This is a genomic window from Phaeobacter italicus (genome assembly GCF_019801785.1).
Taxonomy (GTDB): domain Bacteria; phylum Pseudomonadota; class Alphaproteobacteria; order Rhodobacterales; family Rhodobacteraceae; genus Phaeobacter; species Phaeobacter italicus.
On record NZ_JAHVIJ010000002.1, the window covers coordinates 284,334 to 310,736 of the forward strand.

The following is a 26,403-nucleotide window of genomic DNA, read 5'->3' on the forward strand; positions in this document are numbered from 1 at the left end:
TTTCCCGAAAATGTCGATTTCGCCCTTGTTCTCAACGCCCTTGCGCTGATAGACGGGTCAGCGGAGACGTGGCCGAGTGGTCGAAGGCGCTCCCCTGCTAAGGGAGTAGGCGGGAAACCGTCTCGAGGGTTCGAATCCCTTCGTCTCCGCCATTTCACGGCTAACCTGCTGATATAAAACGATACTGGCTTTCGGGAAGGCCGAAATCCGCGCCCTGGTACAGTCAACTGGTATAGTGAGGGCAAGGATGGCCACGATACCAAGGCTGGTTACGCGCGGGCGAACCTTCTATTTTCGCGCCTCGGTTCCGCAGGATTTGTGGGATGTGGCGGGCCGAAAAGAGGTTAAGATTTCGTTAAGGACTGCTGAGCGATCATTGGCTCTCATGCGATGCCGCGCGATCAGCAATCATGTTGATCTCGTGGTGACGGAGGCGCGGAGGATGGCTCAAGGTCAGGACACAGCGATAGATCAGGCGATCCGCGACTATTTCCGCGAGGCGCTCGACTGGGGGCAGGAGTTTGCCGACATTTTCGCGCCCGAGGCTGAGGTGGATGTGGAGGATTGCATCGCGACCCTTGAGACGCGGCTCGCCCTCCTTCGTCGGCGTCTTGCGGTCAGGGACTTCCCAAGCGACGTACAGAGCGACGCAACCACTCTTGTGAGGCAATCCCCCCGGACACCCTAACAAGCCGCTTTCAGGCGCTCCAGCGCGCCCAGACGGGTCTGCTCAGAGCTAAGATCGAGGCGGACCGCCTACTGTTGGCGAAGCTGCACGGTGATTATGCTCAGACGCAGATTGCTGATCCGTTGTTTGAAGGCGTTGAGCCTTCGCCAGATGGCACAGTCCCGGCGGCGTTGCAGGTTACGCAGACAGTTCAAGCCCATTCAATTCCTGTCGCCCCGCCCTTGCGCGAGCTGGCCAAGAAATACGAAGAGGTGCTTGCCACGCAAAACATCAAGGAAAAGACGCTGGGCGATCTGCGCCTGTCCTTCGATCTGGCCCGTGCTGTGATCGACTTCGACAAGCCCTCGTCCCTGCTTGACACGAACGACATGAAGTCTTTGCGCGATCTGATCGGTCAGATACCTGCCCACTATCAGAAGAAGCCCGAAACCCGCGATCTGGACCCGGTTGCGGCGGTGGAAGCAGGCAAGCTGCTGCCCAAGATGGGTTATGAGACCCAGAAGAAGCGGTTCGATTTTTTCAAGCGGTTTGTCGCATGGATGGTGGCCGAAGAATATCTGCCGAAGGTACCGGGCGCTGACATCAAGCTGCTGGTCAAGAAGCCGCCCAAGGGCAAGCCCAAGCGGCTTCCCTACAGCGCCGAGCAGCTGCATCAGATATTCCAGACGCCGATCTACACCGGGCGGAGCAGTATTGCCCGATCTGGCGTAAAGGGTGATCTGCTGATGAAAGACGGTCGGTATTGGGTGCCTGTGATCGCGCTTTTTGCAGGGATGCGGTCGGGGGAGATTATCCAGCTGCTGAAAGCCGACGTCAGATCAGAGGAGGGGATCGCCTATTTCGATATTTCGAAATGGGAAGACGAGCCAGAGGAGGAGATCAAGAACCTCAAGACGGGTTCCAGCTATCGCCGCGTGCCGATCCACTCGGCCATCTTAAACCTTGGGTTCCTCGATTATGTAGCAGATCGACCCGGCGGTCGCCTGTTCCCAGATTTGAAGCTCGGTAGCGATGGGACATACAGCCAGCCGTGGTCCAAGTTCTGGAGCAACTACGGCAAGACATGGAAATTCCGAACCCCGCTGCATGTTTTTCACAGCTTCCGGCACAATTTTGTGGATGCGCTGCATGATGCCAACGTAACCGACGCCATCGCTATGCAGCTCTGTGGTCATTCTGATGATGCCGCGCACTGGGGTTATGGCAAGGATGCGTCCATAGCGCGGTTGAAAGAAGAGATCGAAAAGGTGCGCTACACCGGACTGGACCTGAGCCATGCGACCGGCTTCGGGTGGAAGTGAGGTGATGCGAGTATGAACGACTTTCCGCCGAAAACCGGCTGGCTGCATAAGGTCACCGCCGCAGCGAAGCAGCAATTCAAAAAGGAGATGTTTGACGGCGAGCCAGCTAAGCCGTTCGTGCCGCCGCCGGTGGACAGTGGCAAGTTCACGACCTACGGCTTTGAAGAGTATCAGAAGCTTAGAAAGACCCCACAGCCTAGCCCGGAGGACCTAAAGGGTGCGGCCAAAGAGGTATTTGCGCAGATCAAGTATTGGACGGAGCTTTCACCAATCCACGCCGAAGAGCGAGATTGGGCTGGGATCAAGCTGGACGACCTGGCGCAGGCCGTTGGGGTCAGCACCAAACAGGTGCAACGGATCGTCAAGAAACCTCCGTTTCACACTGCCACCAAGCTCATCGACAAGCGGACACGAAAGCTGATCAGGATCGGCCTGCCGTCAGACATGACCCACGAAGACTTTGCTCGCATAGTGGTGAGCGACTGGCGCAAAGAAAACAAAGAGGATTTCGGCCTGCTGGTCGGGATGGTCAAAGACGCGCCGAAGGGCCTCGCGCCGGACATCCTGCGCACTGTTGTAGCGAACTGGTCAGGCTTCATGGCTGGCGTCCATCTAGCTGTAGAAGTTGCGAAAGTCGAAGGTGATGCTTTCGATGGCAATCCCGAGCATTTCAAGAAGATGTTTTTTCACTACCCAGCGATTTCAGTGATACGTCGTTTCTGGCCGGTGGGCATCGAGTTTTATCACATGTTTATCCAAGAGAACTTGACGGGGGGTCCAATCCTTTATGACCAAATAAATAAGTTACTTAATAAACATGAGATACAGTCACCATTCTGACCAGTGGTCATAAAGAAAAGGACATGGTGACAGTTGCTCCACTCGCTACGCTCGCGGCGCACCTTGCCTTCGGAGAGGAAAGACTGAGAAAAAATGGATTGGGGAGATCAAGTGCTTTGCTGTTTTCGAGAAGGAACGGGGAGGCAGGTCTATGTCTTGCTCAGCTCTTGGGGATTTGCGCACACGACATTATGGCATCCATACGGATCGGATCAGATTTTGCTTTCGGCATCTGACAGCTCGTTCCCTACCTCGCGCCGAAGGCGACCCAAGGCCTCCAGCAGTTTGCGCGCGCCTTGGTGGTGCTCGTCTGCCAACAAGAGCAAGTCCTTTTGTGCCGCTTTCAGCTTGCCGCTAAATATTCCAAATCTCATGCCTCGCAGCCGATCCGTGATTGCCCGCAACTCTGCCCTCTGATCGTCAACGGTATCCTCGATTTTCTGATACCCGGCCATCGCCGTATCAAAGCGTTTTGTCAGGGTCTGAAACTTTGCGGTACTCGGGCCGCGACCGCCTTCAAAGCTGGCCACGGCCTTGTTCCAGCTTTCCGAGACCTTGTTGGTTTTTGGGGAGAGGGTGTTGAACGCTTTTGCCTGCCGATCCAAGAGCTTCCCCAATTGCAAAAGCTCATCTTCCGGCTTCATCGTCTTTGCATCAGACCACCGCTCTGTTTGGACCAAGATAGACCCGTCCCCGGAATGCCGACCGTGGTGCGAACGCCCTTAGAACTTAGATTGACGGTTCCACCTCTGCCGCCAAGGCTTGTACTGACGCCACTCTTGGACACATTCAGCCGCACACCCGGCGCGATCTTAATTCGTTTTTGAAATCGAAAAGCCACACGATGATTTCCTTTGAGAACATGTCGCGAGCTTAGTCTCCTAAGTCGGTTTGAGCGAGCCTCAAATTCTCCCTCAGGCTGTATCACTGACTGTCCCCGCGACATTTTTGGCGACAATTCCATATTCCGGGTTCAGCCAATGCAGGTTGGCCAGATGCGGGGTGCGCAAAGTGGAAATCCAGCGTCGTTTTCTGGGGGGACAAAACGGGTCCATCTGCTAATCCAGGTGTTGTGCCAATGTGGATATCTAGAGAAGTTGCAATTAACTGCACGCAACATGGGGTGGCATTATTTGGGGGGAACGCGTCCTGTCACCCCGATTTCCCTTCCCCTGTAGGTGTCACTGGATACGCTTAATGTGGGTGAGACGATCTCGCCCCCCTCCGGAAATGCCAAGGAGGGCACGACGTGATAGACACATCCAAACTCACCAGATTTCAGACCATCGCCGCACAAGGGATTGCCGCAGTTGATCTGGGGCCAAGGATCGCCCCGTTCACAAGCACCCATTGGGTCGCCAGCTCTTTGTTGCAGAAGGCCATCCGCCGGAGCGACCTGTATGCGGCGCGTCAAGCCGGACGGTTTTTGCTGGAGGCCAAAAGGGAACACCTGCTGCGCCGTCTCAATGTCATCGCCGCCGAAGACATCGGCATGGCGGATATCGAAACCGTGGGGATTGCAGCCTCCTGTCTGGCCAGCGCCAAGATACGGCGTGATCTGGGCGGGGATGTCTTGGTCACGGATTACCTGATCCGGCGCATGGTGGACGCCCGCAAATCCCGTGCTGCCGATGACCTGCTTATGAGCCTCGAACGACTGCCTGATTTGGGCGAGGATCGTACCCGCTTCGCTGCGATGTCAGATGATCGCCTGCGCCAGATTGTTCTGGGGTGCCCGTCACTCGACCGTAAGGCCCTCGCGCTTTGGTATCTGGTCGGCACGGCCCGTTGCCAGAGCGATTACCTGCCGACCCGCAAAGGCAATCCGAACTTGGCCTTCGATACCCTGGCTGAATTGGGCGTCGCGCCCACAATGGTACAGATCGCGCGAGCCAACTTCACCAAGACCTCGACCATGCTATCGCCGTTTGTCGCTCTGTTGTCCCTCGAAAACGGGGTGGTCGCAACCGGGGTTCAAGATGATCGAACCCCGGTTGAAACGCGGATCAATGGGGTGCCGTCCTATGCCTTTGACATGTACACGCGGCCCGGTCGTGCGGCCCTCGGGCGGTTGCTGGTGCGAAATGCAGGCATGGCGTCATGGGCCGGGGCGTTCCTGCCGCGAACGAACCGGGTGCAGGCGGCCGGGGAGTTGTTGTTTCGGGTCGAAGGTCAGTGCCTGCGCTGCCACGCTGTTGGGCCGCTGAGCGCCAGCCTGCGGGACAGGTGGCATTGGGAATGCTCAGGTCTGCCGCGTGACGCGCTCGAATTAGGGCTGGCCGCTCTCAAGGATGCGATGCCGGAGTTGAACGCGATCCGGGCCGAGGTTGTGCGGGAGGGCGTGGCATGAGCGATATCGTTCTAAACCGGCATAATCCTTTCTTATCCCGGTCCACAAAGGGCGGGGAAAGCGCCGATCTGACCGCCGATGAAGCGGTTGAGCATTTCATCCGCGAAAGCCTGTCCGAGAACACGCGCAAAGCCTACCGTTCCGATCTGGTCCATTTCACTGATTGGGGCGGGGAACTGCCCGCATCGGCTGATCTGGTTGCCCGCTATCTGGCCGATCACGCCGACACGCTGGCACCGTCCAGCCTCGCGCGGCGTGTGGCGACCCTGAGCATGGTCCACAAGGCGAACGCCTGGCCGAACCCGTGCCGCAGCGAGATCGTGCGCGCCACGATGCGGGGGATCAAACGAGTGAAGGGCACAGCACAGGATCAGGCCCGCCCCTTGCTGCGCGAAGACCTGTTCATTCTGCTGGACACGCTTGGGGATGACGCCCGTGGAAAACGTGACCGAGCGTTGTTGCTGATCGGTTGGGCGGGCGGGTTCCGGTCCTCGGAACTGGTCGGCCTTGATCTGGCCGATATCGAAGAGGTCCGCGAGGGGCTGGTGCTGCACCTGCGCCGGTCCAAAACCGATCAGACCGGCCAAGGTCGCAAGATCGGCATCCCCCTCGGTCGGACCCGCCATTGCCCCGTGGGCTCGTTGTCGGCGTGGCTGAGTGTCCTTGCGTCGGAAGAAGGCCCGATCTTCCGTCCCGTTGACCGCCACGGCAATGTGCAATCCGACCGCCTGCGCTCCGATGCCGTGTCCACCATCCTGCGCAATCGCCTCGCCAGAGCCGGGATCAACCCCGAGGGCTACAGCGGTCACAGCCTCCGCGCTGGCCTCACCACCAGCGCCATCAAGGCCGGGGTGCCAACCTACAAGGTGCGAGCACAGACAGGCCACGCCTCCGATCTGATGCTGTCGCGCTACGTAAGGGATGCGGGGCTGTTTGATGGCAATGCGGCGGGGGCATTGTTGTGATCGAGGCCGCCATAAGTCCTTGAGGAATACCCCTTCCAACCGCTAGAAGAGAGGCGACGGTTTCCGTTCAGAGCAAGGAGGCTCTGCGGAACCAATAAAATAGCGGGAAATACGAATGAATGTAGTCGCCTCTGAATTTAATGAATATGTGCTGTTTTCCGAGGCTGAGAATAATGCTCTTGATGAACGTAGTTTTCAAAAAGAACTACGTGGAAAGCAAGTCACCTATGTGACCTGCCTTGTGCGCGAAAAAGACGTTCAATTGAAGCCGGAGGAAAGAAACCGCCAGCTGTGGCTGTCCCGGTTAATTGAAAAGCTCGGGTACAGCCCGTCTCGAATTGCCGTCGAATACCCGATCACTTTCGGACGCGATACGTCAAAGCGCGCGGATATTGTCGTATTCGATGAGCACCGTCCAACCGTCCCTTACATCATCATTGAGGTGAAGCAGAAGAAGTACAAGGACGGGAAAGAACAGCTGCGGTCCTATGCTCATGCGACAGGCGCACCTCTCGCGGTGTGGAGCGACGGCATTCTGGCCGAAGTCTGGCACCGCAAGAACCCCAACTACTTCATGCCGATCCACGAGCTGCCTCGGGCCGATCAGACCATTGAGCAGGTGGTAGATCAGCCGTGGACGATCCAGACGCTGATCGACCTCGAAGACGAGCGCGTGAAGGAAGGCAAGTTCGCCCGATCCCTGCGCGATCTGATTGAGGATATGGAAGACGAAGTGCTGGCCAATGCCGGGGTCGATGTTTTCGAGGAAGTCTTCAAGCTGATCTTCACCAAGCTCTATGACGAGATGACCTCGCACCGACGGGGCACCGCACTGCGCTTCCGTAACCAGAATACCGCAGCCCAGCTAAAAGAGGCGATCCAGAACCTGTTCGACGAGGCCAAGAAGAAGTGGGAAGGCGTATTCCTCGAAGATGAACGCATCCGCTTGTCGCCCGACCACCTGCAAGTCTGCGTGGGGTCGCTTGAAGAGTGGAAGCTGTTCAACTCCAACCTCGACGTGATCGACGACGCCTTTGAATACCTGGTCTCGAAATCGTCCAAGGGCGAAAAGGGCCAGTATTTCACCCCGCGCTGGGTGATCGACATGTGCGTTCGGATGATGAACCCGCAAGAAGGCGAGACGGTGATTGACACCGCGTGCGGCTCGGCAGGGTTCACCGTGCACAGCATGTTCCACGTCTGGCGGCAGATCATCAAGGACATGGGCAAGGAGGAAAGCCACCTCTTCACCATGGACGAAAAGCCCGCCCGCTGTGTCGATTACGTCCGCGACAACGTCTTCGCCATCGACTTCGACGAGAAAAGCGTTCGTGTCTCGCGCTGCCTGAACCTGATCGCCGGGGACGGCGAAACCAACGTGCTGCACCTGAATACGCTCGATTTCACCAAGTGGGATGAGACGGTGAAGCAGGACGATTGGCAGGACACCTACGGTGATGGCTGGCGGCGGTTGCGCAAGCTGCGTGAGAGCACACGGCAGAAGGATTACCGCAACTTCGCCTTCGACGTGCTCATGGCCAACCCGCCCTTCGCTGGCGACATCAAGCAGTCGGATATGTTGTCGCCCTATGACCTGGCCCACAACGCCAAGTCGAACAAGCTGGAACGGGCCGTGGCGCGTGACTTGCTGTTCATCGAGCGAAACCTTGATTTCCTCAAGCCTGGCGGGCGCATGGCCGTGGTGCTGCCTCAGGGGCGTTTCAACAACTCGTCCGACCAGCGGTTGCGCGAATACATCATGGAGAAGTGCCGCATCCTCGCCGTGGTGGGCCTGCATCCGAACACGTTCAAACCCCATACCGGGACTAAGACCAGCGTCTTGTTCGTCCAGAAATGGAACGACAACGCCAAGGCGGGGCCGCTGTGCCCGAAGGTTGCGGACTACGACATCTTTTTCGCCACGCAGCAGATCGAGAGTGTGGATAACTCGGGCCGCAAGGTCTATCGCAAGAACCCGGACGGGACATTCCTGCGCGATACACATGGGCATTTCGTCGTGGCCCATGACCTGTTCAATCACGATGGGCTGACCGAAAATGGGGTGGCCGAAGCGTTTGAGGAGTTTGCCCGCAAGGAGGGCCTCAGTTTTTTTCGGGACGCCCCTTCGACCAAGGCCGCCTGAGCGGTCTGTTGGAGGGGCTTGAAGTAAGCTTCGTTTCGAATAACTCGCTAGAATACTCAGGCCGGATTGACGCTGAGTACTATCGGAAAGAATTTCTAGAGCTTGAAGAAGCCGTTCTGTCAAGAAACGGGGTTGAGTTAGGCTCGTTGGCTGATTTTCTCATAGGCCCGTTCGGCTCTGCGTTTACCGTCGACAATTACACAGATGACGCGAGCTATCGGTACATCCGCGGAAAAGACGTTAAGCCACTCACGCTTATGGACAACGACAATGTATTCATGCCTGAAACAGATTATTACCGCCTCCGTCGGTATGCGTTGCGTGAAGATGATGTGATGGTTTCAGTGGTAGGAACACTTGGAAATGCCGCTCTGGTGACGCCCAAAGACCTACCGGCGGTGTTCAGTTGCAAAAGCTCGGTCGTCCGGCCAGATAGCCTTAACCCTGTATATCTGACTGCATACCTCAACTGTCGTTATGGTCGAGGGCTGCTATTGCGAAAAGAACGAGGCGCAATTCAGAAAGGTCTGAACCTCGATGACCTGCGTGACGTTTTGGTTTTCGAGCCAAGTGAGGGTTCCCAGATCAACATAGAGCGCGCATTTCGCGCTGCTTTGTCTTTGCAAGAAAGATCGAAAAGCTTATTGGGTGCGGCCGAAAAAAAACTTCTCGACGCACTTGGGCTTGCGGACTGGACCCCACCTGAACCCCTTACCTACACCGCTCGTGCAGAGAATGTCTTTGCCTCAGGTCGGTTCGACGCGCGGTTCTTCGCACCGCGTATTCAGGTGCTCCTGGACCTAATTTCAGTTGATGGTCGCACAGTCGGCGATGTTGCGGCCCAAAGACGCGAGAGGTTTCGTCCGGCCAAGTGCGTGGACTTTCACTACATCGAAATCGGGGGCATCGACGGGGCCGGAGCGGCTACCTCCACCCACCTTGCCTGTTCTGAGGCACCCAGCCGCGCAACATGGCATGTCCGGCCCGATGACATCATCACCTCCACCGTGCGCCCGATCCGCCGCCTGTCTGCACAGATCGCGCCAGAGCAAGACGGCTATGTCTGCTCGTCCGGCTTCGTTGTCGTCCAGCCGCAGGACATCGCGCCCGAGGTTCTCTTGACCTACCTGCGCCTGCCGGTGATCTGCGAGCTTCTGGACCTATTCGCCAGTGCCAGCATGTATCCGGCGATCACCGATGCGGATATCTTCAACCTGCCGCTGCCGAACATTCCCAACGAAGTGACGGAGGAGGTGACGCGGAATGTGCAAGAAGCCAAAGCGGCCAAGGCCAGTGCAGCGAACATGCTCGAAGCCGCGAAGCGCGCGGTAGAGATCGCCATTGAAGACGGCGAACCCGCTGCAATGGCCTTCCTTGACCAAGCAGAGGAGGCAATCTGATGGCCCTGCCTCCCCATGCCGCAGACTGGATGAACCGGGCCGAGATCGACTACATCGGCCCCTTCGTCAAAGCCTGGGCCGCGTTCAACGCTTGGTTCCGCGAGGCATCCCGTGAGGGTCAGGAGCGAGTCATGCTGAACTGGGTAAAGAGCCAGCCCAACGCCGTTCGACGTGGCATTCTCCCTTTGCTGCGTGAGGATAATGATACGGCGGATGCGATCTCCTTCCAGCAGGCGGTGTCAGAGTTGCAGCAACGGCTCGACGCGATCCATCTGGAGGTTATGCGCAAGGGCATTCGGGAGCGTGTTTCCTTGCGGACGGTCTGCATCTACCCACGGCAGTTGAACCACGAGCGGATTGAGCATCGGCGCTATGAATTCACAGTGCGACGGGTGGCCGGGGGCCATATCCAAGTCCGCGTGGCCTCGACAGCGAATGGAACGGAACGCTTCAACGAAACCCAAGAGCAGTATGATCCGGCGGCATTGTATGCGCTCCCCGCTTTCACGACCAACTTGTCGGAGGATCAAAGGACGCGGCTGCGCGGGCTATACAATTCGTGTAATCCCCGGCCCATGATCGACCTGCTGCGCAACGGTGCGCCCGCCATGCAGATCGCAGCGGTCGAATTTCAATGCACCGATGAAGAGCTGTTCTCCGGCCTGATTGAAACAATTTATGCAATGCGAAACGCTCTCCTGCATGGGGAAGTGGAGCCGGACCCAACCGTGTTGGCCTGCTACGAGCCTGCGTATCAAATCGTGATGCAGTTCTTGAGCTGTGTGCGGTGATCGGGATGCGCTGGGTGGGTGAAAAGCCATGACTAAGGTCTTCTTCACCTATGTCTGGGGACCACCCGGCAACCCGGCGTGGCCGATGACGTTCGCCTCGAAAGCTGCGCGGTCACATGCTCGTAAGGTTCTGACGGAGGGCGACCTTGTCTTTACAGTTGGCACCAAGGGCGAATCGACAGCTCCGCAGGATCAAGGCCGGGTGCTGGGCGTGTTTCGCGTGTCCGACCTTGAGGTGAACACGCAGGACTATGGTCTGCCACGCCGCCATGAGAACCCCGAGTTCGACAGCGTGACCCGCTTCCCCTTCGCCCTGCATCCCATTGCAGTCTGGGAGATTACTTCGCCAGATAACATGTTTGCCGAGTTGGTCGGGCCGCTGACGCCGAACCATCATCTGCAAGCGCAGTCGAAGGTTGTCGAGCTGGACGAGATCACTGCCGAGCCTGTGCTGGCGCTGGACCGGCAGGAGGTGCCGCCTGCATTGCCCAAGACCGATTTCGGCAAGGGGCTGGTGGCGCAGAAGAACAGCAAGTTGGCCCCGAAGCACCAAGGCAGCTACACCGGCACGTTCGGGGATCACGACATCTGGTATGTCTACACGCTGGTGCTGCGTGACGCGAAGAAGAAGGCACTGGCGGTCAAGGTTGGGTATTCTAATGCACCAGAAGCAAGGGAAGCGGCACATAACGGCCCGCTGGCAGAAGAAGTGACAGGGCTACGCTGGCGTGTGGATGCTAAGCAGCCGACTGCAAGTGAAGACACCGCCCGAGAGATCGAGCAGGCCGTTCTGGCGAAGTATGAGAAACACAGGCTGGCCAGCAACGGCGAGATTATCTCCGGTGTCGATCCCCTGATGGTCGCTGCCGAGATCGGGACGCTGATGCGCTCACACTCGACGGAATAGCACGGTTATGAATTCTGGGGTCGGATGGGGAAGGCGAAAATAACGGAACCGCTACGCGCACGAAATTTGGTGGGTTTTCTAGCGGCATCCTCTTCCCATGGTCCAGTCATCTGGTACAGTATAGGCAAGTACTTGGGGCGTGGTCCAAGCTAACCCTCTGGTATCGTTACTTCGGCAGATTGAAGTAGGATATCCCTTCGTCTCCGCCATCACAACTTTTTCTATTATTTTCAAAGACTTAGGTGTTGGCATTGACCAACATTGACCAACAACATTGACCAATTGGGGCACCGTAGGGTTGGCGTATTTGACTGCCGTTGGTGTTTGCCAGACATTCACTTCAAAGCATTGCAGCAAGGATTGAGAAGTTGGCAAAGGATTGGTGGGATAAAGGGCTGATTATTGGCGAGGTGGCAGGCAAGGTCCTGACACCCATCGTGATAGGCGTGGCCGCATTGATCTTTAACAGCCAGACAAGCCAGCGGGAGCAAGCCGCTCGCATGACGCAGATCGCAGTTGGCATACTTTCTGAGAAACCTGAGTACTCGCCCGGAAACACCCAGCCTGACCCTTTGAGAAACTGGGCGATTTCCGTTCTTCAAAGGCCGGACGAGACTATTCCATTGGATGAAGAGGCAGCCGACGCCTTGCGCAAACAAGGGCTGTCCCTTGTTTTTCCGGAGTTGACCCTTTGTCTGCACTTAATCTAGTCACCGCAATGCAAAATACATGCATAGCTGAGAAGTCATTCAGAGGGCTGACCCCAGATGAAGCCAGAGCGGAATGTGCCACTGAAGCAGAAAGGCAATTCGAGGCTGTTCGCAAGCTTCTAGGGCCTGAGTAATCACCAAAAAGGTCGAAGGAGTCAGAAAACAACTGATACACACCAACGAACCCGTTCGCGTGAAACATATGTCAGGATTGCTGATCCTCATCCATCATACCCGCTCAAGTCGCTCTATGGTCCGCTTAACCTGCGATGCTTGCCATTTGCCGCCGCGAACCGTGGCGTCTTGGAGTGCTGCCTCGGGCTGGTTTGAGACAACGCATCGGTTCTCTCTTATCCCAGCTTGTTGAGTGTCTGCAGCAAGGCGTCGCAGGCGCCGGTGATGTGTTCGCGGGTGAGTGCGGCGGCGAGGTCGGCGTCGCCAGCAGCGCAGGCCTCCCAGATGGCGATGTGTTCGTCGTTTGCACGCTCACTGCCATTGGACAGGACGAGCTGGGCGCGCAGGTAGCTGTCGACCCGGTCCATCGCATTGTCGATGACATCCATATGATATTGCAACCCAGCCTCGCGGTAGAGAGTTGCGTGAAAATCACGGTTGAGATCGCCCCAGGTCATCGGATCTGAGGATTGCGAGAAGGCCACGAGGCACTCCTTGGCCTGGGCGAGGGCCTCTTTGGACATGCGAGGAACCGCTCTGCGGATGACCTCCGGCTCCAGAACTGCGCGCAGGTCGAAGATCTCCTGTGCTTCCTGCGCGGAGAGACCAGAGACAACGGCGCCCTTGTAGCGCTGCGTTTTGACCAACCCCTGTTCCTCTAGACGGGAAATTGCCTCCCGCACGGGGATTCGGCTGGTGTTGAACATCCGGGCAATTTCGTCCTGACGCAGGGGTTCCCCTTCCTTCAGATCGCCTTCGATGATGGCCTTGCGCAATGCGTCAAAGACAATGGTCGCGGCCGAGGCGGTCTTGGAAATATCGACGGATTTCAACTTCATGCGGGCTCTCCTCTGCACCGTTATAGCGCCGAAGACTGCAGGAGCAAAAGGATCCAAAAACTATTTATTGAATATTGGATCCAATATGGAATATGCACTGAGGCAGTTGAGCCATTCAAGCGATGACAAAGGAGCACCCCATGACCGACCTCGTTTTTTCCGGCTGTATTCCGGCCCTCATGACCCCCTGTACTGCCGAGCGGCAGCCGGATTTTGATGCTTTGGTGCGCAAGGGGCAGGAGCTGATGGCGGCGGGTATGTCGGCGGTTGTCTATTGCGGCTCCATGGGCGACTGGCCCCTGATCAGTGATGCTGATCGGATGGAGGGCGTGGCGCGTCTGGTGAAGGCGAGGGTGCCGACCATCGTGGGGACGGGCGCAGTCAACACTGCGCAAGCCGTTGCTCATGCGGCCCATGCGGCAAAGGTGGGTGCACGCGGGTTGATGGTCATTCCTCGCGTTCTGTCACGGGGCAGCTCGATTGCGGCGCAGCGGGCGCATTTTTCCGCCATCCTGTCCGCAGCGCCCGACTTGCCAGCGGTGATCTACAATAGCCCATATTACGGATTTGCGACGCGGGCGGACTTGTTCTTTGACTTGCGCCAGTCGCACTCGAACCTGATCGGGTTCAAGGAATTCGGAGGCGCGGCTGATCTGCGCTATGCGGCGGAAAACATTACGTCGCACGATGCGGATGTCACGCTGATGATCGGGGTGGATACCACCGTCTTTCATGGGTTCGTCAATTGCGGGGCGGGCGGCGCCATCACTGGGATTGGCAATGCGCTGCCCAGGGAAGTGCTGCATCTGGTGGCTCTGTGCCAGCGGGCGGCGCGGGGGGATGCAACGGCTCGCAGGCTTGCACTCGAGCTGGAAGCCGCGCTTGGGGTTTTGTCCTCATTTGATGAGGGGGCTGATCTCGTTCTCTTTTACAAACACCTAATGGTGCTGAACGGAGACCAGGAATACGGTCTGCATTTCAATGCAAGCGATGCGCTTACTGCGAGCCAGAAAACCTATGTAGAGACACAGTACACCCTGTTTAAGGCGTGGTATGCGGATTGGATCACCCAGCCAGAGGTCGCCGCATCGTGCGGGTAATCGACAGCCATACCGAGGGGCAGCCGACACGACTGGTCCTTGATCAGGGCCCCGATCTGGGTTCGGGGAGCCTTGCGGAACAGGCGGATCGGTTGCTTCGCGATCACGCGGATTTTTGCCGGGGCGTCCTGTGCGAGCCGCGTGGGCACGAGGCGATGGTCGGGGCGTTATTGCTGCCTCCAAATGCGCCGGATTGTGCGGCTGGGGTGATTTATTTCAACCCGGTCGGCCCCTTGGGGATGTGCGGTCATGCGACGATCGGCACCGCCGTCAGTCTTGCCCATTGCGGCAGGCTTTCACCGGGGGTGCATCGGTTTGACACGCCAGTAGGCCCTGTTGAGGTCAGTCTTGAAACGAACAATCGGGTCTCGGTCGAAAACGTCGAGGCGTTTCGCCATCGGGCTGATGTGGTGGTGGAAGTTCCCGGCTGGGGGCCTGTGAGGGGCGATGTGGCTTGGGGGGGGAATTGGTTCTTTCTCACTAAGGAATGCCAGATCCCGCTCGTTTCGGAGCAAATCGCCCCGCTGACACGATTTTCAACGGCGCTGAAAGAGGCGCTGGAGCAGGCAGGCATCACCGGAGAGGGTGGGGCGTTGATCGACCATATCGAACTGACTGGCCCGTCGCCGTCAGCCCACGCTGATGGTCGGAATTTCGTGCTCTGCCCCGGTGGCGCCTATGACCGCTCTCCCTGTGGGACCGGAAGTTCGGCCAAGCTGGCTTGTCTTGCGGCAGATGGGCTGCTCGCGCCGGGGGAGCGGTGGGTTCAGGAGAGCATCATCGGCAGCACCTACACGCTGAGTTATCGACCTGGCCCCGCTGGTGGGGTCGTCACAACAATCACGGGCAGCGCCTTTGTCACTGCAGAAAGCATTCTGCATTTCGAGCCATCAGATCCCTATCGGACCGGGATCATTCTAGAAGAGAGGCACTAATGGAGTTTCGCAATTTCATCGGGGGCGAGTGGCGTGAAACCGCAGCAGCCAGCGCCAATATCAACCCATCGGATATCTCGGATGTGATCGGCTACGCGGCTGAAAGTGATGCGGCGGAAATCGATCACGCAGTTGGCGCGGCAAAGGCCGCGGCCGTGTCCTGGTCGGCAAGCACCCCACAGCAGCGGTTTGATGTGCTTGATTTTATCGGCTCTGAACTCTTGGCTCGCAAGGACGAGCTGGGCCACCTTTTGGCGCGGGAAGAGGGCAAGACGCTTGCTGAAGGCATTGCGGAGACTGCCCGCGCCGGTCAGATCTTTAAGTTCTTCGCAGGAGAGGCCTTGCGCGGAGGCGGGGAGGCAATGGCCTCCGTCAGGCCGGGTGTTGGCGTGGAAATCACGCGCAGTCCGGTTGGGGTTGTAGGTCTCATCACCCCTTGGAATTTTCCCATGGCAATTCCTGCATGGAAAACTGCGCCAGCGCTTGCATACGGCAATGCGGTTGTTCTGAAACCCGCAGAGCTGACACCGGGATGTGCCCATGCGCTGGCAGAAATCATTGCGCGATCGGGGCTACCTGATGGGGTGTTCAATCTGGTCCTGGGCAAGGGCAAGGTGACTGGCGCTCGCTTGGTTGAGCATCGCGATACAGATGCGATTTCGTTTACCGGCTCGGCTGAGACAGGCAGCGAAATTGCTGCCACATGTGGTCGGCTGCGCAAGAAACTCCAAATGGAGATGGGTGGCAAAAACCCTATGGTGGTTCTGGACGATGCCGATCTCGACCTCGCTGTTGAGGCCTGTCTGAACGGGGCGTTTTATTCGACCGGACAGCGCTGCACTGCATCTTCGCGTCTGATTGTCGCGGGCGGCATTCATGACCGGTTTGTTGCCTCACTTACGGGCCGCATTGCTGCGTTGCGAGTTGGCAATGCGCTGGATCGGGCAACCGAAATCGGGCCGGTTGTGGATGGCCGCCAATTGGACAAGGATCTGAGCTATCTTGATATCGCCGCAAAAGAGGGTGGTCAGGTCTTTGGGGGACAGACCCTTCAGCGCACCACCAATGGCTTCTTTCTGGCACCTGCTCTGATCACGGAGACAAACAGCGGGATGCGGATCAATCAAGAAGAGGTCTTTGGACCGATTGCTTCCGTGAGCCGTGTTGAGGACTACGAAGCGGCGCTACAGGTTGCCAATGACACGCCGTTTGGTCTCAGTGCGGGGATCTGCACCGGGTCTCTCAAACATGCGACCCATTTCAAGGCCAACGCAGAGGCCGGCATGGTCATGGTCAACTTACCTACCGCTGGCGTGGATTATCACGTTCCGTTTGGGGGCACCAAAGGGTCGAGCTTTGGGGGGCGTGAACAAGGAGCTCATGCAAAAGAGTTTTATTCAAAAATCAAAACCTCTTATACGTTTGCATAAAAGTGAGTCCGTGGCGAGGTGGGAGCCTCGCCACATGTACGAGGGCAGTGCGATATGACACGGACGGTTGTGATCATCGGCGCAGGTGTGATTGGGGTCAGTACGGCCCTGCGCCTGCAGGAGGAACTGGCAGGAAAGGGGGATCAGGTCGTCCTTTTGGACCGCAAAGGTGTCGCTGCCGAAACCTCGCAGGGAAATGCGGGGGCCTTTGCTTTTACCGATGTAGAGCCTCTGGCCCATCCCGGCATCATGAAACAGGCGCCAGGTTGGTTGGTCGATCCGCTTGGCCCCTTGTCCATTCCGCCGAGCTACGCAATCAAGCTGGTGCCCTGGCTCCTACGGTTCTGGCGGGCCAGCCTGCCAGATCGCTACCGCGCCTCCATCGTGTCGCAGGCGGCTCTCATGAAACACTGCGAGGAAGCGACAGAACGTCAGATTGCCCGCACGGATGGCGAGCATCTGATTCAGAGACTTGGGGCTCTTCGGCTTTATGATTCCGAGGCCGCGTTTCGGGCCAGCAAACATAGCTGGGATCTGCGTGATGAATACGGGATCGACTATACTCTGCTGCACAGTCCCGACGAGATCGCAGAGATCCAGCCAGGTCTCAGCCGTCATTTCACCCATGGTGGGTTCACGCCAGGTTGGCACAGTACCATTGACCCCAAGGCCTGGGTGGAGCATCTGTTCGCGACGTTCCTGCAAAGAGGGGGTCGGTTCGAACAGGCCGAGGTGCGCGATATCGCAGCGTCTGATCACGGGGTCGTGCTCAAGACCGCTGATACGACCCTGAGGGCTGATCAGGTGGTTGTCGCAGCTGGCGCCTGGTCCCACCATTTGACCAAACGACTGGGCGACCCGCTCCCGCTGGAGACGGAACGGGGCTATAACACAACGCTACCGCCTGGCGCCTTTGACCTGCGGACCTCCCTCAGCTTTGGCAAACACGGGTTCGTGGTGAGCCCGATCAAGGGCGGCGTGCGGGTTGGTGGAGCCGTCGAGCTGGGCGGTTTGGAGCTGCCACCCAATTACAAACGAGCTGACAATCTACTGGCCAAAGCGAGCCGTTTCATGCCTGGCCTGGATATTTCAGGCGGCACCCAATGGATGGGCTACCGCCCGTCAATGCCAGATAGTCTGCCGGTGATCAGTCAGTCCCGTCGCCATAAGAGCGTGGTCTATGCCTTTGGCCACGGCCATGTTGGGCTGACGCAATCCGCTGGCACGGCGGAGTTGGCTGTCGATTTGTTGCAGGGACGTAAGTCTCTGATTGATATGGCACCTTACCGGGCAGATCGGTTCTGAAACCTCTGCACTTGGGTCTGAAATCCTGATGAGTGCGCGCTTTCGGCTGCCCCAGGCGGGCTCTGCGCAAAGAGAGCGTGAACGAATTGGAAGGATTTACATGCCTATTTTGAGCTGAATTTGGTCGTATTACGACGGAATCGGCACTGAAATAGGAGACATGCGCGTCATGCCCAAGACCCGGAAACTTTCGTTGAAGCTGAAATTGCCACTTATCATGGTGGCGTTGACGGCCACCTTTCTGGTGACGGTTTCATTCCTGGTCTATTCGATGGCTGAAAAAAGCATCCGGCAATTTGTCTATGCGTCAAAGGAAACGGCTGCGCGATCTGGAGAGCAGGCGCTTACCTTCATGGTTGATGCCGCCCGCAAGGATCTTGCGGTCAATGCTTCGCAGCCGACCGTGTTTCGCGCCATCAACAATTTTGACCGTGTCTACACAATGATCGAGGAGGAACCGACCGGGTTCCTGCGGCGCCACTACATAGAACAGAACCCGCATGAGGCCGACAAGCGATACGAGCTGGTCGATCCCGGTGACGGTTCTTATTACAGCCAGTCTCATGCGACCTACCATCCGACGTTTCTTCAGTCCTTGCAGGTCAACGGGTATGAAGATCTGTATCTCCTGAATGCGGCCGGTCAGCTGCTGTATTCCGTCAAGAAACGGGACGATTTCATTCAACAGTTCGGCTCTGGCCCCAATGCCGAAAGCGGTCTGGGTCAGGTGTTCGCGGCTGCGTTGACAGCTGAACCGGGTGAGGTCGTGACCTCTGATTTTGCAGTCTACGCACCAGGTGGCGGCGGAGCCGGTGCCTTTATGGGGGTGTCCGTTCTCAACAAGAAAAAAGAGGTGATCGGTGTGCTGGCTGTCCAACTGTCTAGCGCATCGGTGGTGTCTGCTTTGACCTCCAATCTGGATGGCAGCGGGCACCAGAACATTTTTCTTGTTGGTCCAAACGGGATTGCGCGCAGCCCGTCTGTGCTGGAGGGGCGATTTGCGGTTGGCGACAGTCTTCCCGACGCAACCCATATCGCTGCCGCCGGAACAGGGGAGGGGGGCCTGTTTGAGGGGATCACCTCCACTGCGGGAGAGCAGGTGATTGCCCTCGTCAAACCGCTTGATATCACAGGTTTTGACTGGTCTCTGGTTCTGGAAACAGATGAACATACGGCCTTCGCAAAGGTGAATGAGATCCGTTTGGTTGCGGTACTCATGATCGGCGTTTCGGTGCTGATCGCGATTGTGGTGTCCTTTATCGCTGCGCGTCACGTCACCAAACCCATTCTTGCCCTGCGCGAGGCCACGAACGCGCTGGCAGATGAGGATTACAGCGTTGATATCGCCGGTCGCAAACGTGGCGACGAGTTGGGTGACCTGGCCCGCAGTCTGGATACCTTCAGGGACAAACTGGTTCTGGCGGATGAGGCTGCCGAGCGCGAAGAGCAAGCCGCCAAGCAGACCGCTGCCGTGGTCGAGGAAATGAGCGGCGCGCTGTCCGAACTGCAACGCGGCAACCTTGCCTGTGACATTCAACAGCCCTTTGCAGAGCACTACGAGACCCTGCGCGAAAACTTCAATCGCTCGCTGGTCAACCTGCGCGAGTCGCTGTCAGAGGTGGTGGATGCCGCTCAGAATGTGGACAAGTTCTCTGAAGAACAACGCGCTTCAGCGCAGGAGATGGCGCATCGCACCGAAACCCAGGCAGGCACACTGGAAGAAACAGCCTCTGCGCTCAAGGATTTGACCAGTGGTATTCGGCAGACGGCGGATCGCGCGGGCAAGGTTGATGAAACCATGCGCGGGACACGCGACGAGGCCGAACATAGCAATCATATCGTGACATCCGCAGTGCAGGCGATGGACCAGATTCAGGAGGCGTCGGAGCAGATCTCGCAGATCATCAACATGATCGACGATATCGCCTTCCAGACCAATCTTCTGGCGCTCAACGCAGGCGTGGAGGCCGCCCGCGCAGGCGAGGCAGGGGCCGGGTTCGCGGTGGTTGCATCAGAGGTGCGCGCCCTTGCCATGCGGGCCTCAAAGGCCGCGGGGCAGATCAAGGATCTGACATCCGCAAGTGAAGAGCATGTCGCCAATGGTGTGGCGATGGTTGGCCGCGCAGGCGATGCGCTGAGCAGCATCATCGACCGCGTGACAAATGTGTCCGATCTCATCACAGAGATTGCAGATGGTGTTCAGAAGCAGTCGAATGGTCTCGAAAGCATCAACAACGCGATGACCCGTCTCGACGGAACAACCCAGCAAAACGCAGCGATGTCGGAGGAGGCATCTGCCGCGAGCCAGCTTCTGCAGAACGAGGCTCAGGCCCTGAGCGCAGTGGTGTCCCGTTTCCAGCTGGGGGCGGCCTTGGGCGATCACGGCGGGGATGTGGACTGGTCCCAGACCGAACATGGCGGTCCTCAGACGGCCTACGGCTGATGGGACATGCCAGTTAGGGGGAAAGGCCCGGTCTGACGGCAGACCGGGCCTTTTGTCGTTTGACTGTTTGTCCTGTGACGGTTGTGCGCTCGGCGCGCTTTTTTGTTCCGCTGCCGGTTACTGGCTGAGCGTCATGAAACCACCCTGTAGCGCCGTGACAGCGGTGTGGGTGGTTTCGGGCATGGCATTGCGATGCGCCATCCGCTCGAGGTTCACAATGGTAGAGAGCATGATCCGGTCGTGGCTCCAGTCACCTGGGCGCTGCATCAGCAGAGCTGTTGCCATAACACCAGTTGCCAGCAGGGCTGAAACAAACATCCAACTCAGAACATGACCGTCCTGTGGCTGTGCCGCAGTAACGGCCCGGATCCGTCGTTCCAAAGTCGCCCCACGGCGCACCTCGCGGCGGTCAACCAGCGCAACGGATGGGCTGCGACGAACAAATCGGATCGGGTCCTGAGCCGCCAATACGCAGGCACGGATCAGGCATTCGCAATAGGCCCGTACGTCCCGCTGACCGCGGCTGACAAGGGCCTGGTCGCAGGCGAATTCCCGCAGCATACGCACCTCGCGGCGCCAGATGTGGTAGGCCGGGTTCCAAAACAGCAACGGGCGCAGGGCTTCCAACAGAAACTCGCATTCCACGTCGCGCTGCCGGAAGTGCTGCAATTCATGCGCAACGCTCAGCCGCAGATCCGCGGGATTTTCAGCCAGCGCTGTCGGCAGAACGACATAACGGGTCCAGAGGCCGCGCGTCGAAAAGGCAACCTTGCTGCTGTCGCTAAAGCGGATTTGAAGGCGACCGATCCGTTTCCAGACATAAGCGTTCTTGAGAACACGGCGCAGGCGGGCAACCGAAATTGCGACCTGTACCACCGACATGGCAGCACCAAGAATCAGAACCGCCAGCGCAGCCTGGGCCCACAGGCTGGTTTGGGCCATCAGGTCACGCACCAGATCTTCGCGCAGGCCCAGAATGCTCTCGAACCGGGTGGCGCTCATGTTGACGTTGCCCTGAAGGTACTGCGCCACCAGCATGTCCGACAGGGTCGGAGGCTTGGACACAACATAAGTCGTCAGCGCGACAACGAGGAACGGGGACAAAGTCAGCAAAAGCGTCATGCCGTTGAGCAGGCGCAGTTGAGGGCGAAATGCAGGGCCCAGATGGCTTCGGGTCAGAACGGCACGGGATCCAAGCCAAAGGGCAATCCCAGCAAAGAGCAATAGATTGAGATCAATATAAGCGTTTAAAAAAGCTTCAGCGTTCATCGTCCCCCAACCTTTCATTCAGCAAGGCCCGCATCTCCACGAGCATTTCGTCGGTGACATCTTCGTCGTCCACCAGCCGGGCTACGAGAGCCGCCGGGGCGCCATTGAAGAGCTTGCTCGAAAGGTTCTTCAGGGTGGTTTTCTGATAGTCAGCTTTTGGTACCGCAGGGCGATACACGAGCGATCTGTCAGCGCGTTCGCTGGTCAGAAAACCTTTCTGTTCCATAATCTTCAGGACAGTCGCGACCGATGTATAGGCGCGTTCCTGCCGTTTGTTCAGCTCGGCAAGGATTTCCCGTACCGTGCCGCCGCCCGTTTCCCAGACAACTGTCATGAACTCGAGCTCTACCTCGGTCAAAAGCGGGTTGTCCTGTTTCTTTCGCATCACTTGGTGTCCGGTCCTCTTGGGCTTTTGTCATGCTAGGGGATAGCAGGGGCGTTTGAAAACTATTTTTTTAGAAGTTCATCGTCGCGTGGGCCGATCTAACCTTGGTCGGCAAGGGAAAAGGGGCCCTGCGAACAGGACCCCCCATTTTGGGTCACACCTTCCAGAAGGTGAAGATGAACCAGACAATCGACAGACCCAGCGGCCACCAGAGGGGCATCCCGACCAGTCCCAGCCACGCCAGGAAGATATAGGATGTCCCAAGGAGGCTGATGAACAGCCGGTCCCCGCGGGTTGTGACAAGTCCCAGCGCACCTTTGCGGGCATCTCCGCCGGGGCTGCGGATTTCGAGAACGATCAGCAGGCCAATGGCCGAAAAGATCCCGATAAAGACCAGGGCCGTGGGCCAGGTCCAAGCCATCCAACTCAGCATTATACCCTCCCCATCGCAAAGCCTTTTGCGATGTAGTTTCGGACGAAGTAGATCACGATCGCGCCCGGAATGATTGTCAGTGTACCCGCAGCCGCCAGCAGGCCCAGTTCATAGCCCGCGCTTGAGGCGGTTTTGGTCATGGTGGCGGCAATTGGTTTTGCGGCAACCGCTGTCAGTGTCTTCGCCAGCAGCAGCTCCACCCAAGAGAACATGAAGCAGAAGAACGCTGCCACACCGACGCCGGCCTTGATCGACGGGATGAAGATCGTCGCAAAGAAGCGCGGGAAGGAATAGCCATCCACATATGCGGTTTCGTCCAGCTCTTTCGGGATGCCACCCATGAACCCCTCAAGGATCCAGACTGCCAGCGGAATGTTGAACAGGCAGTGTGCCAGCGCAACAGCCAGGTGCGTGTCAAACAGGCCCACCGCCGAATAAAGCTGAAAGAACGGCAGTGCGAAAACTGCGGCTGGCGCCATCCGGTTGGTGAGCAGCCAGAAAAACAGCTGCTTGTCGCCGAGGAAGCGATAGCGCGAGAACGCATAGGCCGCAGGCAGCGCAACAGCAACAGAGATCACCGTGTTGATCGACACGTAGATGATCGAGTTGATGTAACCCCAGTACCAGCTCGGATCGGTGAAGATCGTTGCATAGTTTTCCAGCGTGAAGGTCTGCGGGAACAGCGAGAAGCCGGACAGGATTTCATTTGTCGTCTTAAAGCTCATCGCGACCAGCCAGTAGATCGGCAGCATGAGGAACAGGATATAAACGATGGGGACGATGGTACGTTTTTGCATCGAAGTATCCTCCTTTAGTTTTGATCGTCTTTGGTCATGACGGTGTAGAACAGCCAGCTGACCAGAAGTGTGATTGCAAAGTAGATGAGGCTCATCGCTGCCGCCGGACCAAGGTCGAACTGTCCAAGCGCGATTTTGACCAGGTCGATGGACAACAGTGTTGTCGAGTTGCCAGGGCCACCGCCGGTCAGAACAAACGGCTCGGTGTAGATGTTGAAACTGTCCATGAACCGCAGAAGGATCGCGATGGTCAGAACGGTTTTCATCTTTGGCAGCTGGATAAAGCGGAACACAGCCCAGTTGGAGGCACCGTCGATCTTGGCCGCCTGGTAATAGGCGTCCGGGATCGACACGAGGCCAGCATAGGACAGAAGCACCACAAGAGAGGTCCAGTGCCAGACATCCATGGTCACGATGGTGATCCATGCGGCAACGGGATCCTGGGTCATGTCATAGTTGATGCCAAGCGTGTGGTTCAGGAAATACCCCAGCAGGCCAATGTCGGGCAGGGTAAAGATGTTCCACATTGCACCAACCACGTTCCACGGGATCAGCATCGGCAGCGCCATCAAGACCAGACAGACAGGCACCCAGAACCCCTTGCGCGGCATCGACAGTGCGATGGCAATGCCAAGCGGGATTTCGATGATCAGGATCAGGAAGGTGAACATGAACTGGCGGCCAAGTGCCGCGTGGAACCGGTCAGAGCGCAGGATCTGCTGAAACCAGTCGAGCCCCTGCCAGAAAAAGACGTTGTCGCCAAATGTCTCCTGGACGGAGTAGTTGACCACAGTCATCATCGGGATCAGCGCGTTGAATGCAACGAGCAGCAGAACGGGCAGAACAAAGAACCACGCCTTTTGGTTTTCGGTTTTCATCGTGCCTCCTCCGCACTTTGGGATTGCGCCGCAGATTCAGCCGCTTCGGTTGCGATCCAGCCGTCGACATACAGTCGGGTCTGATCCTGACGGAACGCCAGATGGACGGTGTCGCCCTTGTTTGGCCCCGCACCTTCGACCACGGCGTTGATCCGATGCCCTTCAGCCTCGCACTCCACCACTGTGTGGCGGCCAACATCCGAAACCTTGGTCACGGTAGCGGGCAGGCCGCTGTCGGCCAGGGACACGAATTCGGGTCGGATGCCTACCTCGGTCTTGCCTGCAGCGTCGCCTTTGATGGGGCCTTCCAGTGCGATGGGGTGACTGCCGATGTAGGGCTGGCCGGCGCGCAGCTCACAGGGCAGGACGTTCATGCCCGGCGAGCCGATGAAGTGGCCGACAAACGTGTGGGCAGGACGCTCAAACAATTCGACCGGCGTGCCGATTTGAACAACTTCACCCAGCTGCATGACCACAACCTGATCGGCAAAGGTCAGCGCCTCTGTCTGGTCATGGGTCACATAGATCATCGTGGCCTTTACGCGCTGGTGCAGCTCTTTCAGCTTGGAACGCAGTTTCCACTTCAGATGCGGGTCGATCACGGTGAGGGGTTCGTCGAACATGACGACGTTCACATCCTCGCGCACAAGGCCGCGCCCCATGGAGATCTTTTGCTTGTTGTCCGGGCTCAGACCCGCAGCGCGCGTGTCCAGAAGATCGGTCACCTCCAGCATCTCGGCAATCGCCATGACGCGTTCCTTGACCGTGGCCTCGTCCCGACCGCGGTTGCGCAGCGGAAAGGCGAGGTTGTCGTAAACGGTCATGGTGTCGTAGATCACCGGGAACTGGAACACCTGCGCAATGTTGCGCTGGTCCGGGGGCAGTTTGGTGACATCCTTGCCGTCAAACAGAATCTGCCCTTCGGATGGCACCAGAAGGCCCGAGATGATGTTCAGCAGGGTGGACTTGCCACAGCCTGACGGACCAAGCAGGGCGTAGGCGCCACCATCAGTCCAGTCGAGATCGATTTCCTTGAGGGCATAATCGGACGCGCTGGAGGGATTCGGCATGTAGCTATGCCGCAGTTTCGAGAGAGTAATCTTAGCCATTTGCGCCTCACGCCACGCGGGAGCCATCGGGGGCAAACACATATGCTGCCGATGGATCCATGTAGAAGTCATGATGCTCACCCACCTCATAGGGGTGAACGCCAGCAGAAAGGGAAACCCAGCTGCCGTGATCGCTGTCCAGACCCATGTCGAAATGGGCGCTGCTTTCGGATCCCGAAAGCTCTGTTACCTGAACCTGCCCCGACAGCTGCACCGTGGTCAGAGGTGTCGCAACGGGCAGAACGTGATAGGGGCGGATGGCGATGGTATAGGGGCCGTCAGCCAAGTCTGCTGCCGCACCGGTCAAGGACCAGCTGACGTCATTGCCAAGGCGGGCGGTCGTGCCCTGTTTCACAATTGGGGCGGTATTGATCGGTGGATCAGAGAAAACCCGAGCTGCCGCGACATTGTCGGGGTTGCGATAGATATCAGCGGTCGTGCCGAACTGGGTGACGCGACCATCCTGCATCAGTGCGGTTTTGCCACCGAGCAAAAGCGCCTCTTCCGGTTCGGATGTGGCATAGACAACAACCGCGCCGCGACCGGCAAACAGTTCAGGTAGCTGATCGCGCAGCTCCTCGCGCAGTTTGTAGTCAAGGTTCGCCAGCGGCTCATCCAGGAAAACAGCGCGGCTTTCCTTGGCAATTGCGCGGGCCAGCGCGGTTCGCTGCTGCTGGCCACCAGACAATTCATGCGGGCGGCGGTGAAGCATCGGACGCAGCTGCAGGATGTTCGCAGCTTCTTCCACGCGACCTTCAATCTCGGATTTCGCCATGCCGGCCACTTTCAGCGGCGAGGCGATGTTCTCGTAGACGGTCATATGCGGGTAGTTGATGAAAAACTGGTGCACCAGGCTGATGTTGCGTTTCTGGGTGCTAAGTGCGGTCACATCCTGACCATCCATGAGCACCTGTCCGCTGGCAATCGGGTCAAGCCCGGCCATCATCTTGATAAGAGAGGTCTTGCCAGACCCGGTGGCGCCCAGAAGGACGTTGAAGTGACCCGGTTCCAGCACAAGGGAGGTTTCCTTGATATGCAGCTGGGCGCCGACACGCTTGGTCACGTTTCTGAGTTCGAGTGCCATCTTGTTTTGACTTTCCGGCGGGCGGCCTGTTGCGCGCGGCATGCGCGATCTTTGGGGACAAAATACCCCGGAGAGGGCCAGCCACGCTCCGGGGCGAAAGCGGGGAGCGCAACGGAAGATCCGCACG

The 26,403-nt window shown here is 58.0% G+C and carries 25 protein-coding genes, 1 tRNA gene and 1 pseudogene; 17 read left to right on the forward strand and 10 right to left on the reverse strand.

Annotated features, from left to right (window positions below):
- Positions 1-62 precede the first annotated feature (62 nt).
- The 5 genes and pseudogenes from KUV39_RS05780 (at position 63) to KUV39_RS05795 (ending at position 2,829) form a co-directional block, all read left to right on the forward strand.
- Positions 63-152, forward strand: a tRNA-Ser gene (locus KUV39_RS05780).
- Between the two features lie 95 nt (positions 153-247).
- Positions 248-430: pseudogene (locus tag KUV39_RS18780) on the forward strand (DUF6538 domain-containing protein); the annotation flags it as partial.
- A 12-nt stretch (positions 431-442) separates the two neighbouring features.
- Entirely contained in the window at positions 443-688 is a 246-nt protein-coding gene (locus KUV39_RS05785; RefSeq protein WP_222459204.1) for a hypothetical protein, read from the forward strand.
- A 74-nt stretch (positions 689-762) separates the two neighbouring features.
- On the forward strand, positions 763-1,989 hold the full coding sequence (locus tag KUV39_RS05790; RefSeq protein ID WP_222459205.1) for a site-specific integrase: 1,227 nt from the start codon (positions 763-765) through the stop codon (positions 1,987-1,989).
- A 12-nt stretch (positions 1,990-2,001) separates the two neighbouring features.
- Positions 2,002-2,829: a hypothetical protein gene (locus tag KUV39_RS05795; protein WP_222459206.1), complete on the forward strand. Its 828-nt coding sequence runs from the start codon at positions 2,002-2,004 to the stop codon at positions 2,827-2,829.
- A 212-nt stretch (positions 2,830-3,041) separates the two neighbouring features.
- Here the strand turns inward: KUV39_RS05795 and KUV39_RS05800 are convergent, their stop codons facing one another.
- A complete protein-coding gene (locus tag KUV39_RS05800; RefSeq protein ID WP_222459207.1) occupies positions 3,042-3,473 on the reverse strand; it encodes a hypothetical protein in 432 nt (143 codons plus the stop codon).
- Positions 3,470-3,793: a DUF4236 domain-containing protein gene (locus KUV39_RS18785; RefSeq protein WP_419555529.1), complete on the reverse strand. Its 324-nt coding sequence runs from the start codon at positions 3,791-3,793 to the stop codon at positions 3,470-3,472. Before KUV39_RS18785 ends, KUV39_RS05800 begins: the two co-directional genes overlap by 4 nt.
- 285 nt (positions 3,794-4,078) lie before the next feature.
- Here KUV39_RS18785 and KUV39_RS05810 point away from each other — a divergent pair, with 285 nt between their 5' ends.
- The 7 genes from KUV39_RS05810 (at position 4,079) to KUV39_RS05840 (ending at position 12,095) form a co-directional block, all read left to right on the forward strand.
- Positions 4,079-5,179, forward strand: coding sequence for a hypothetical protein (locus tag KUV39_RS05810; protein ID WP_336512809.1), 1,101 nt, complete (start codon positions 4,079-4,081; stop codon positions 5,177-5,179).
- Positions 5,176-6,144 carry a site-specific integrase gene (locus KUV39_RS05815; protein ID WP_222459209.1) on the forward strand — a complete coding sequence of 323 codons (969 nt, stop codon included), beginning with the start codon at positions 5,176-5,178 and terminating at the stop codon, positions 6,142-6,144. Before KUV39_RS05810 ends, KUV39_RS05815 begins: the two co-directional genes overlap by 4 nt.
- Positions 6,145-6,259: 115 nt before the next feature.
- On the forward strand, positions 6,260-8,287 hold the full coding sequence (locus KUV39_RS05820) for a type I restriction-modification system subunit M (protein WP_222459210.1): 2,028 nt from the start codon (positions 6,260-6,262) through the stop codon (positions 8,285-8,287).
- 8 nt (positions 8,288-8,295) lie between these two features.
- Positions 8,296-9,687, forward strand: coding sequence for a restriction endonuclease subunit S domain-containing protein (locus KUV39_RS05825; RefSeq protein WP_222459211.1), 1,392 nt, complete (start codon positions 8,296-8,298; stop codon positions 9,685-9,687).
- Positions 9,687-10,478 (forward strand): hypothetical protein, encoded by a 792-nt coding sequence (locus KUV39_RS05830; RefSeq protein WP_222459212.1) that lies wholly within the window; start codon positions 9,687-9,689, stop codon positions 10,476-10,478. Before KUV39_RS05825 ends, KUV39_RS05830 begins: the two co-directional genes overlap by 1 nt.
- A gap of 28 nt (positions 10,479-10,506) precedes the next feature.
- Positions 10,507-11,385 carry a hypothetical protein gene (locus tag KUV39_RS05835; protein ID WP_222459213.1) on the forward strand — a complete coding sequence of 293 codons (879 nt, stop codon included), beginning with the start codon at positions 10,507-10,509 and terminating at the stop codon, positions 11,383-11,385.
- Positions 11,386-11,753: 368 nt separating this feature from the next.
- Positions 11,754-12,095: a hypothetical protein gene (locus KUV39_RS05840; protein WP_222459214.1), complete on the forward strand. Its 342-nt coding sequence runs from the start codon at positions 11,754-11,756 to the stop codon at positions 12,093-12,095.
- 350 nt (positions 12,096-12,445) lie between these two features.
- Here the strand turns inward: KUV39_RS05840 and KUV39_RS05845 are convergent, their stop codons facing one another.
- A complete protein-coding gene (locus KUV39_RS05845) occupies positions 12,446-13,108 on the reverse strand; it encodes a GntR family transcriptional regulator (RefSeq protein ID WP_008562706.1) in 663 nt (220 codons plus the stop codon).
- 140 nt (positions 13,109-13,248) lie between these two features.
- Here KUV39_RS05845 and KUV39_RS05850 point away from each other — a divergent pair, with 140 nt between their 5' ends.
- The 5 genes from KUV39_RS05850 (at position 13,249) to KUV39_RS05870 (ending at position 20,321) form a co-directional block, all read left to right on the forward strand.
- Positions 13,249-14,208 (forward strand): dihydrodipicolinate synthase family protein, encoded by a 960-nt coding sequence (locus tag KUV39_RS05850; RefSeq protein WP_222459215.1) that lies wholly within the window; start codon positions 13,249-13,251, stop codon positions 14,206-14,208.
- Positions 14,199-15,143 carry a 4-hydroxyproline epimerase gene (locus tag KUV39_RS05855; protein ID WP_222459410.1) on the forward strand — a complete coding sequence of 315 codons (945 nt, stop codon included), beginning with the start codon at positions 14,199-14,201 and terminating at the stop codon, positions 15,141-15,143. The genes KUV39_RS05850 and KUV39_RS05855 overlap by 10 nt, the downstream gene beginning before the upstream one ends.
- Positions 15,143-16,573 carry an aldehyde dehydrogenase family protein gene (locus tag KUV39_RS05860; RefSeq protein ID WP_222459216.1) on the forward strand — a complete coding sequence of 477 codons (1,431 nt, stop codon included), beginning with the start codon at positions 15,143-15,145 and terminating at the stop codon, positions 16,571-16,573. The genes KUV39_RS05855 and KUV39_RS05860 overlap by 1 nt, the downstream gene beginning before the upstream one ends.
- A gap of 54 nt (positions 16,574-16,627) precedes the next feature.
- Complete coding sequence (locus KUV39_RS05865; RefSeq protein ID WP_222459217.1) at positions 16,628-17,878, forward strand: NAD(P)/FAD-dependent oxidoreductase; 1,251 nt, start codon at positions 16,628-16,630, stop codon at positions 17,876-17,878.
- A gap of 160 nt (positions 17,879-18,038) precedes the next feature.
- Positions 18,039-20,321, forward strand: coding sequence for a methyl-accepting chemotaxis protein (locus KUV39_RS05870; RefSeq protein ID WP_222459218.1), 2,283 nt, complete (start codon positions 18,039-18,041; stop codon positions 20,319-20,321).
- A 117-nt stretch (positions 20,322-20,438) separates the two neighbouring features.
- Here KUV39_RS05870 and KUV39_RS05875 read toward each other — a convergent pair whose 3' ends face one another.
- The 7 genes from KUV39_RS05875 to KUV39_RS05905 all read right to left on the reverse strand — a co-directional run bounded on the left by KUV39_RS05875 (position 20,439) and on the right by KUV39_RS05905 (position 26,276).
- Complete coding sequence (locus KUV39_RS05875) at positions 20,439-21,590, reverse strand: M56 family metallopeptidase (RefSeq protein ID WP_222459219.1); 1,152 nt, start codon at positions 21,588-21,590, stop codon at positions 20,439-20,441.
- A complete protein-coding gene (locus KUV39_RS05880) occupies positions 21,580-21,975 on the reverse strand; it encodes a BlaI/MecI/CopY family transcriptional regulator (RefSeq protein WP_037302556.1) in 396 nt (131 codons plus the stop codon). The genes KUV39_RS05875 and KUV39_RS05880 overlap by 11 nt, the downstream gene beginning before the upstream one ends.
- A 154-nt stretch (positions 21,976-22,129) precedes the next feature.
- Complete coding sequence (locus KUV39_RS05885) at positions 22,130-22,408, reverse strand: DUF2160 domain-containing protein (protein ID WP_222459220.1); 279 nt, start codon at positions 22,406-22,408, stop codon at positions 22,130-22,132.
- Entirely contained in the window at positions 22,408-23,205 is a 798-nt protein-coding gene (locus KUV39_RS05890; RefSeq protein ID WP_008561997.1) for a carbohydrate ABC transporter permease, read from the reverse strand. The genes KUV39_RS05885 and KUV39_RS05890 overlap by 1 nt, the downstream gene beginning before the upstream one ends.
- 14 nt (positions 23,206-23,219) lie before the next feature.
- The gene (locus tag KUV39_RS05895; RefSeq protein WP_008561161.1) at positions 23,220-24,083 is read right to left on the reverse strand and encodes a carbohydrate ABC transporter permease; all 864 of its coding nucleotides are present in this window, start codon (positions 24,081-24,083) and stop codon (positions 23,220-23,222) included.
- Positions 24,080-25,192, reverse strand: a complete 1,113-nt coding sequence (locus KUV39_RS05900) for an ABC transporter ATP-binding protein (RefSeq protein WP_050672900.1) — start codon at positions 25,190-25,192, stop codon at positions 24,080-24,082. Before KUV39_RS05900 ends, KUV39_RS05895 begins: the two co-directional genes overlap by 4 nt.
- Positions 25,193-25,199: 7 nt before the next feature.
- Positions 25,200-26,276: an ABC transporter ATP-binding protein gene (locus KUV39_RS05905; RefSeq protein ID WP_222459221.1), complete on the reverse strand. Its 1,077-nt coding sequence runs from the start codon at positions 26,274-26,276 to the stop codon at positions 25,200-25,202.
- Positions 26,277-26,403: the final 127 nt, after the last annotated feature.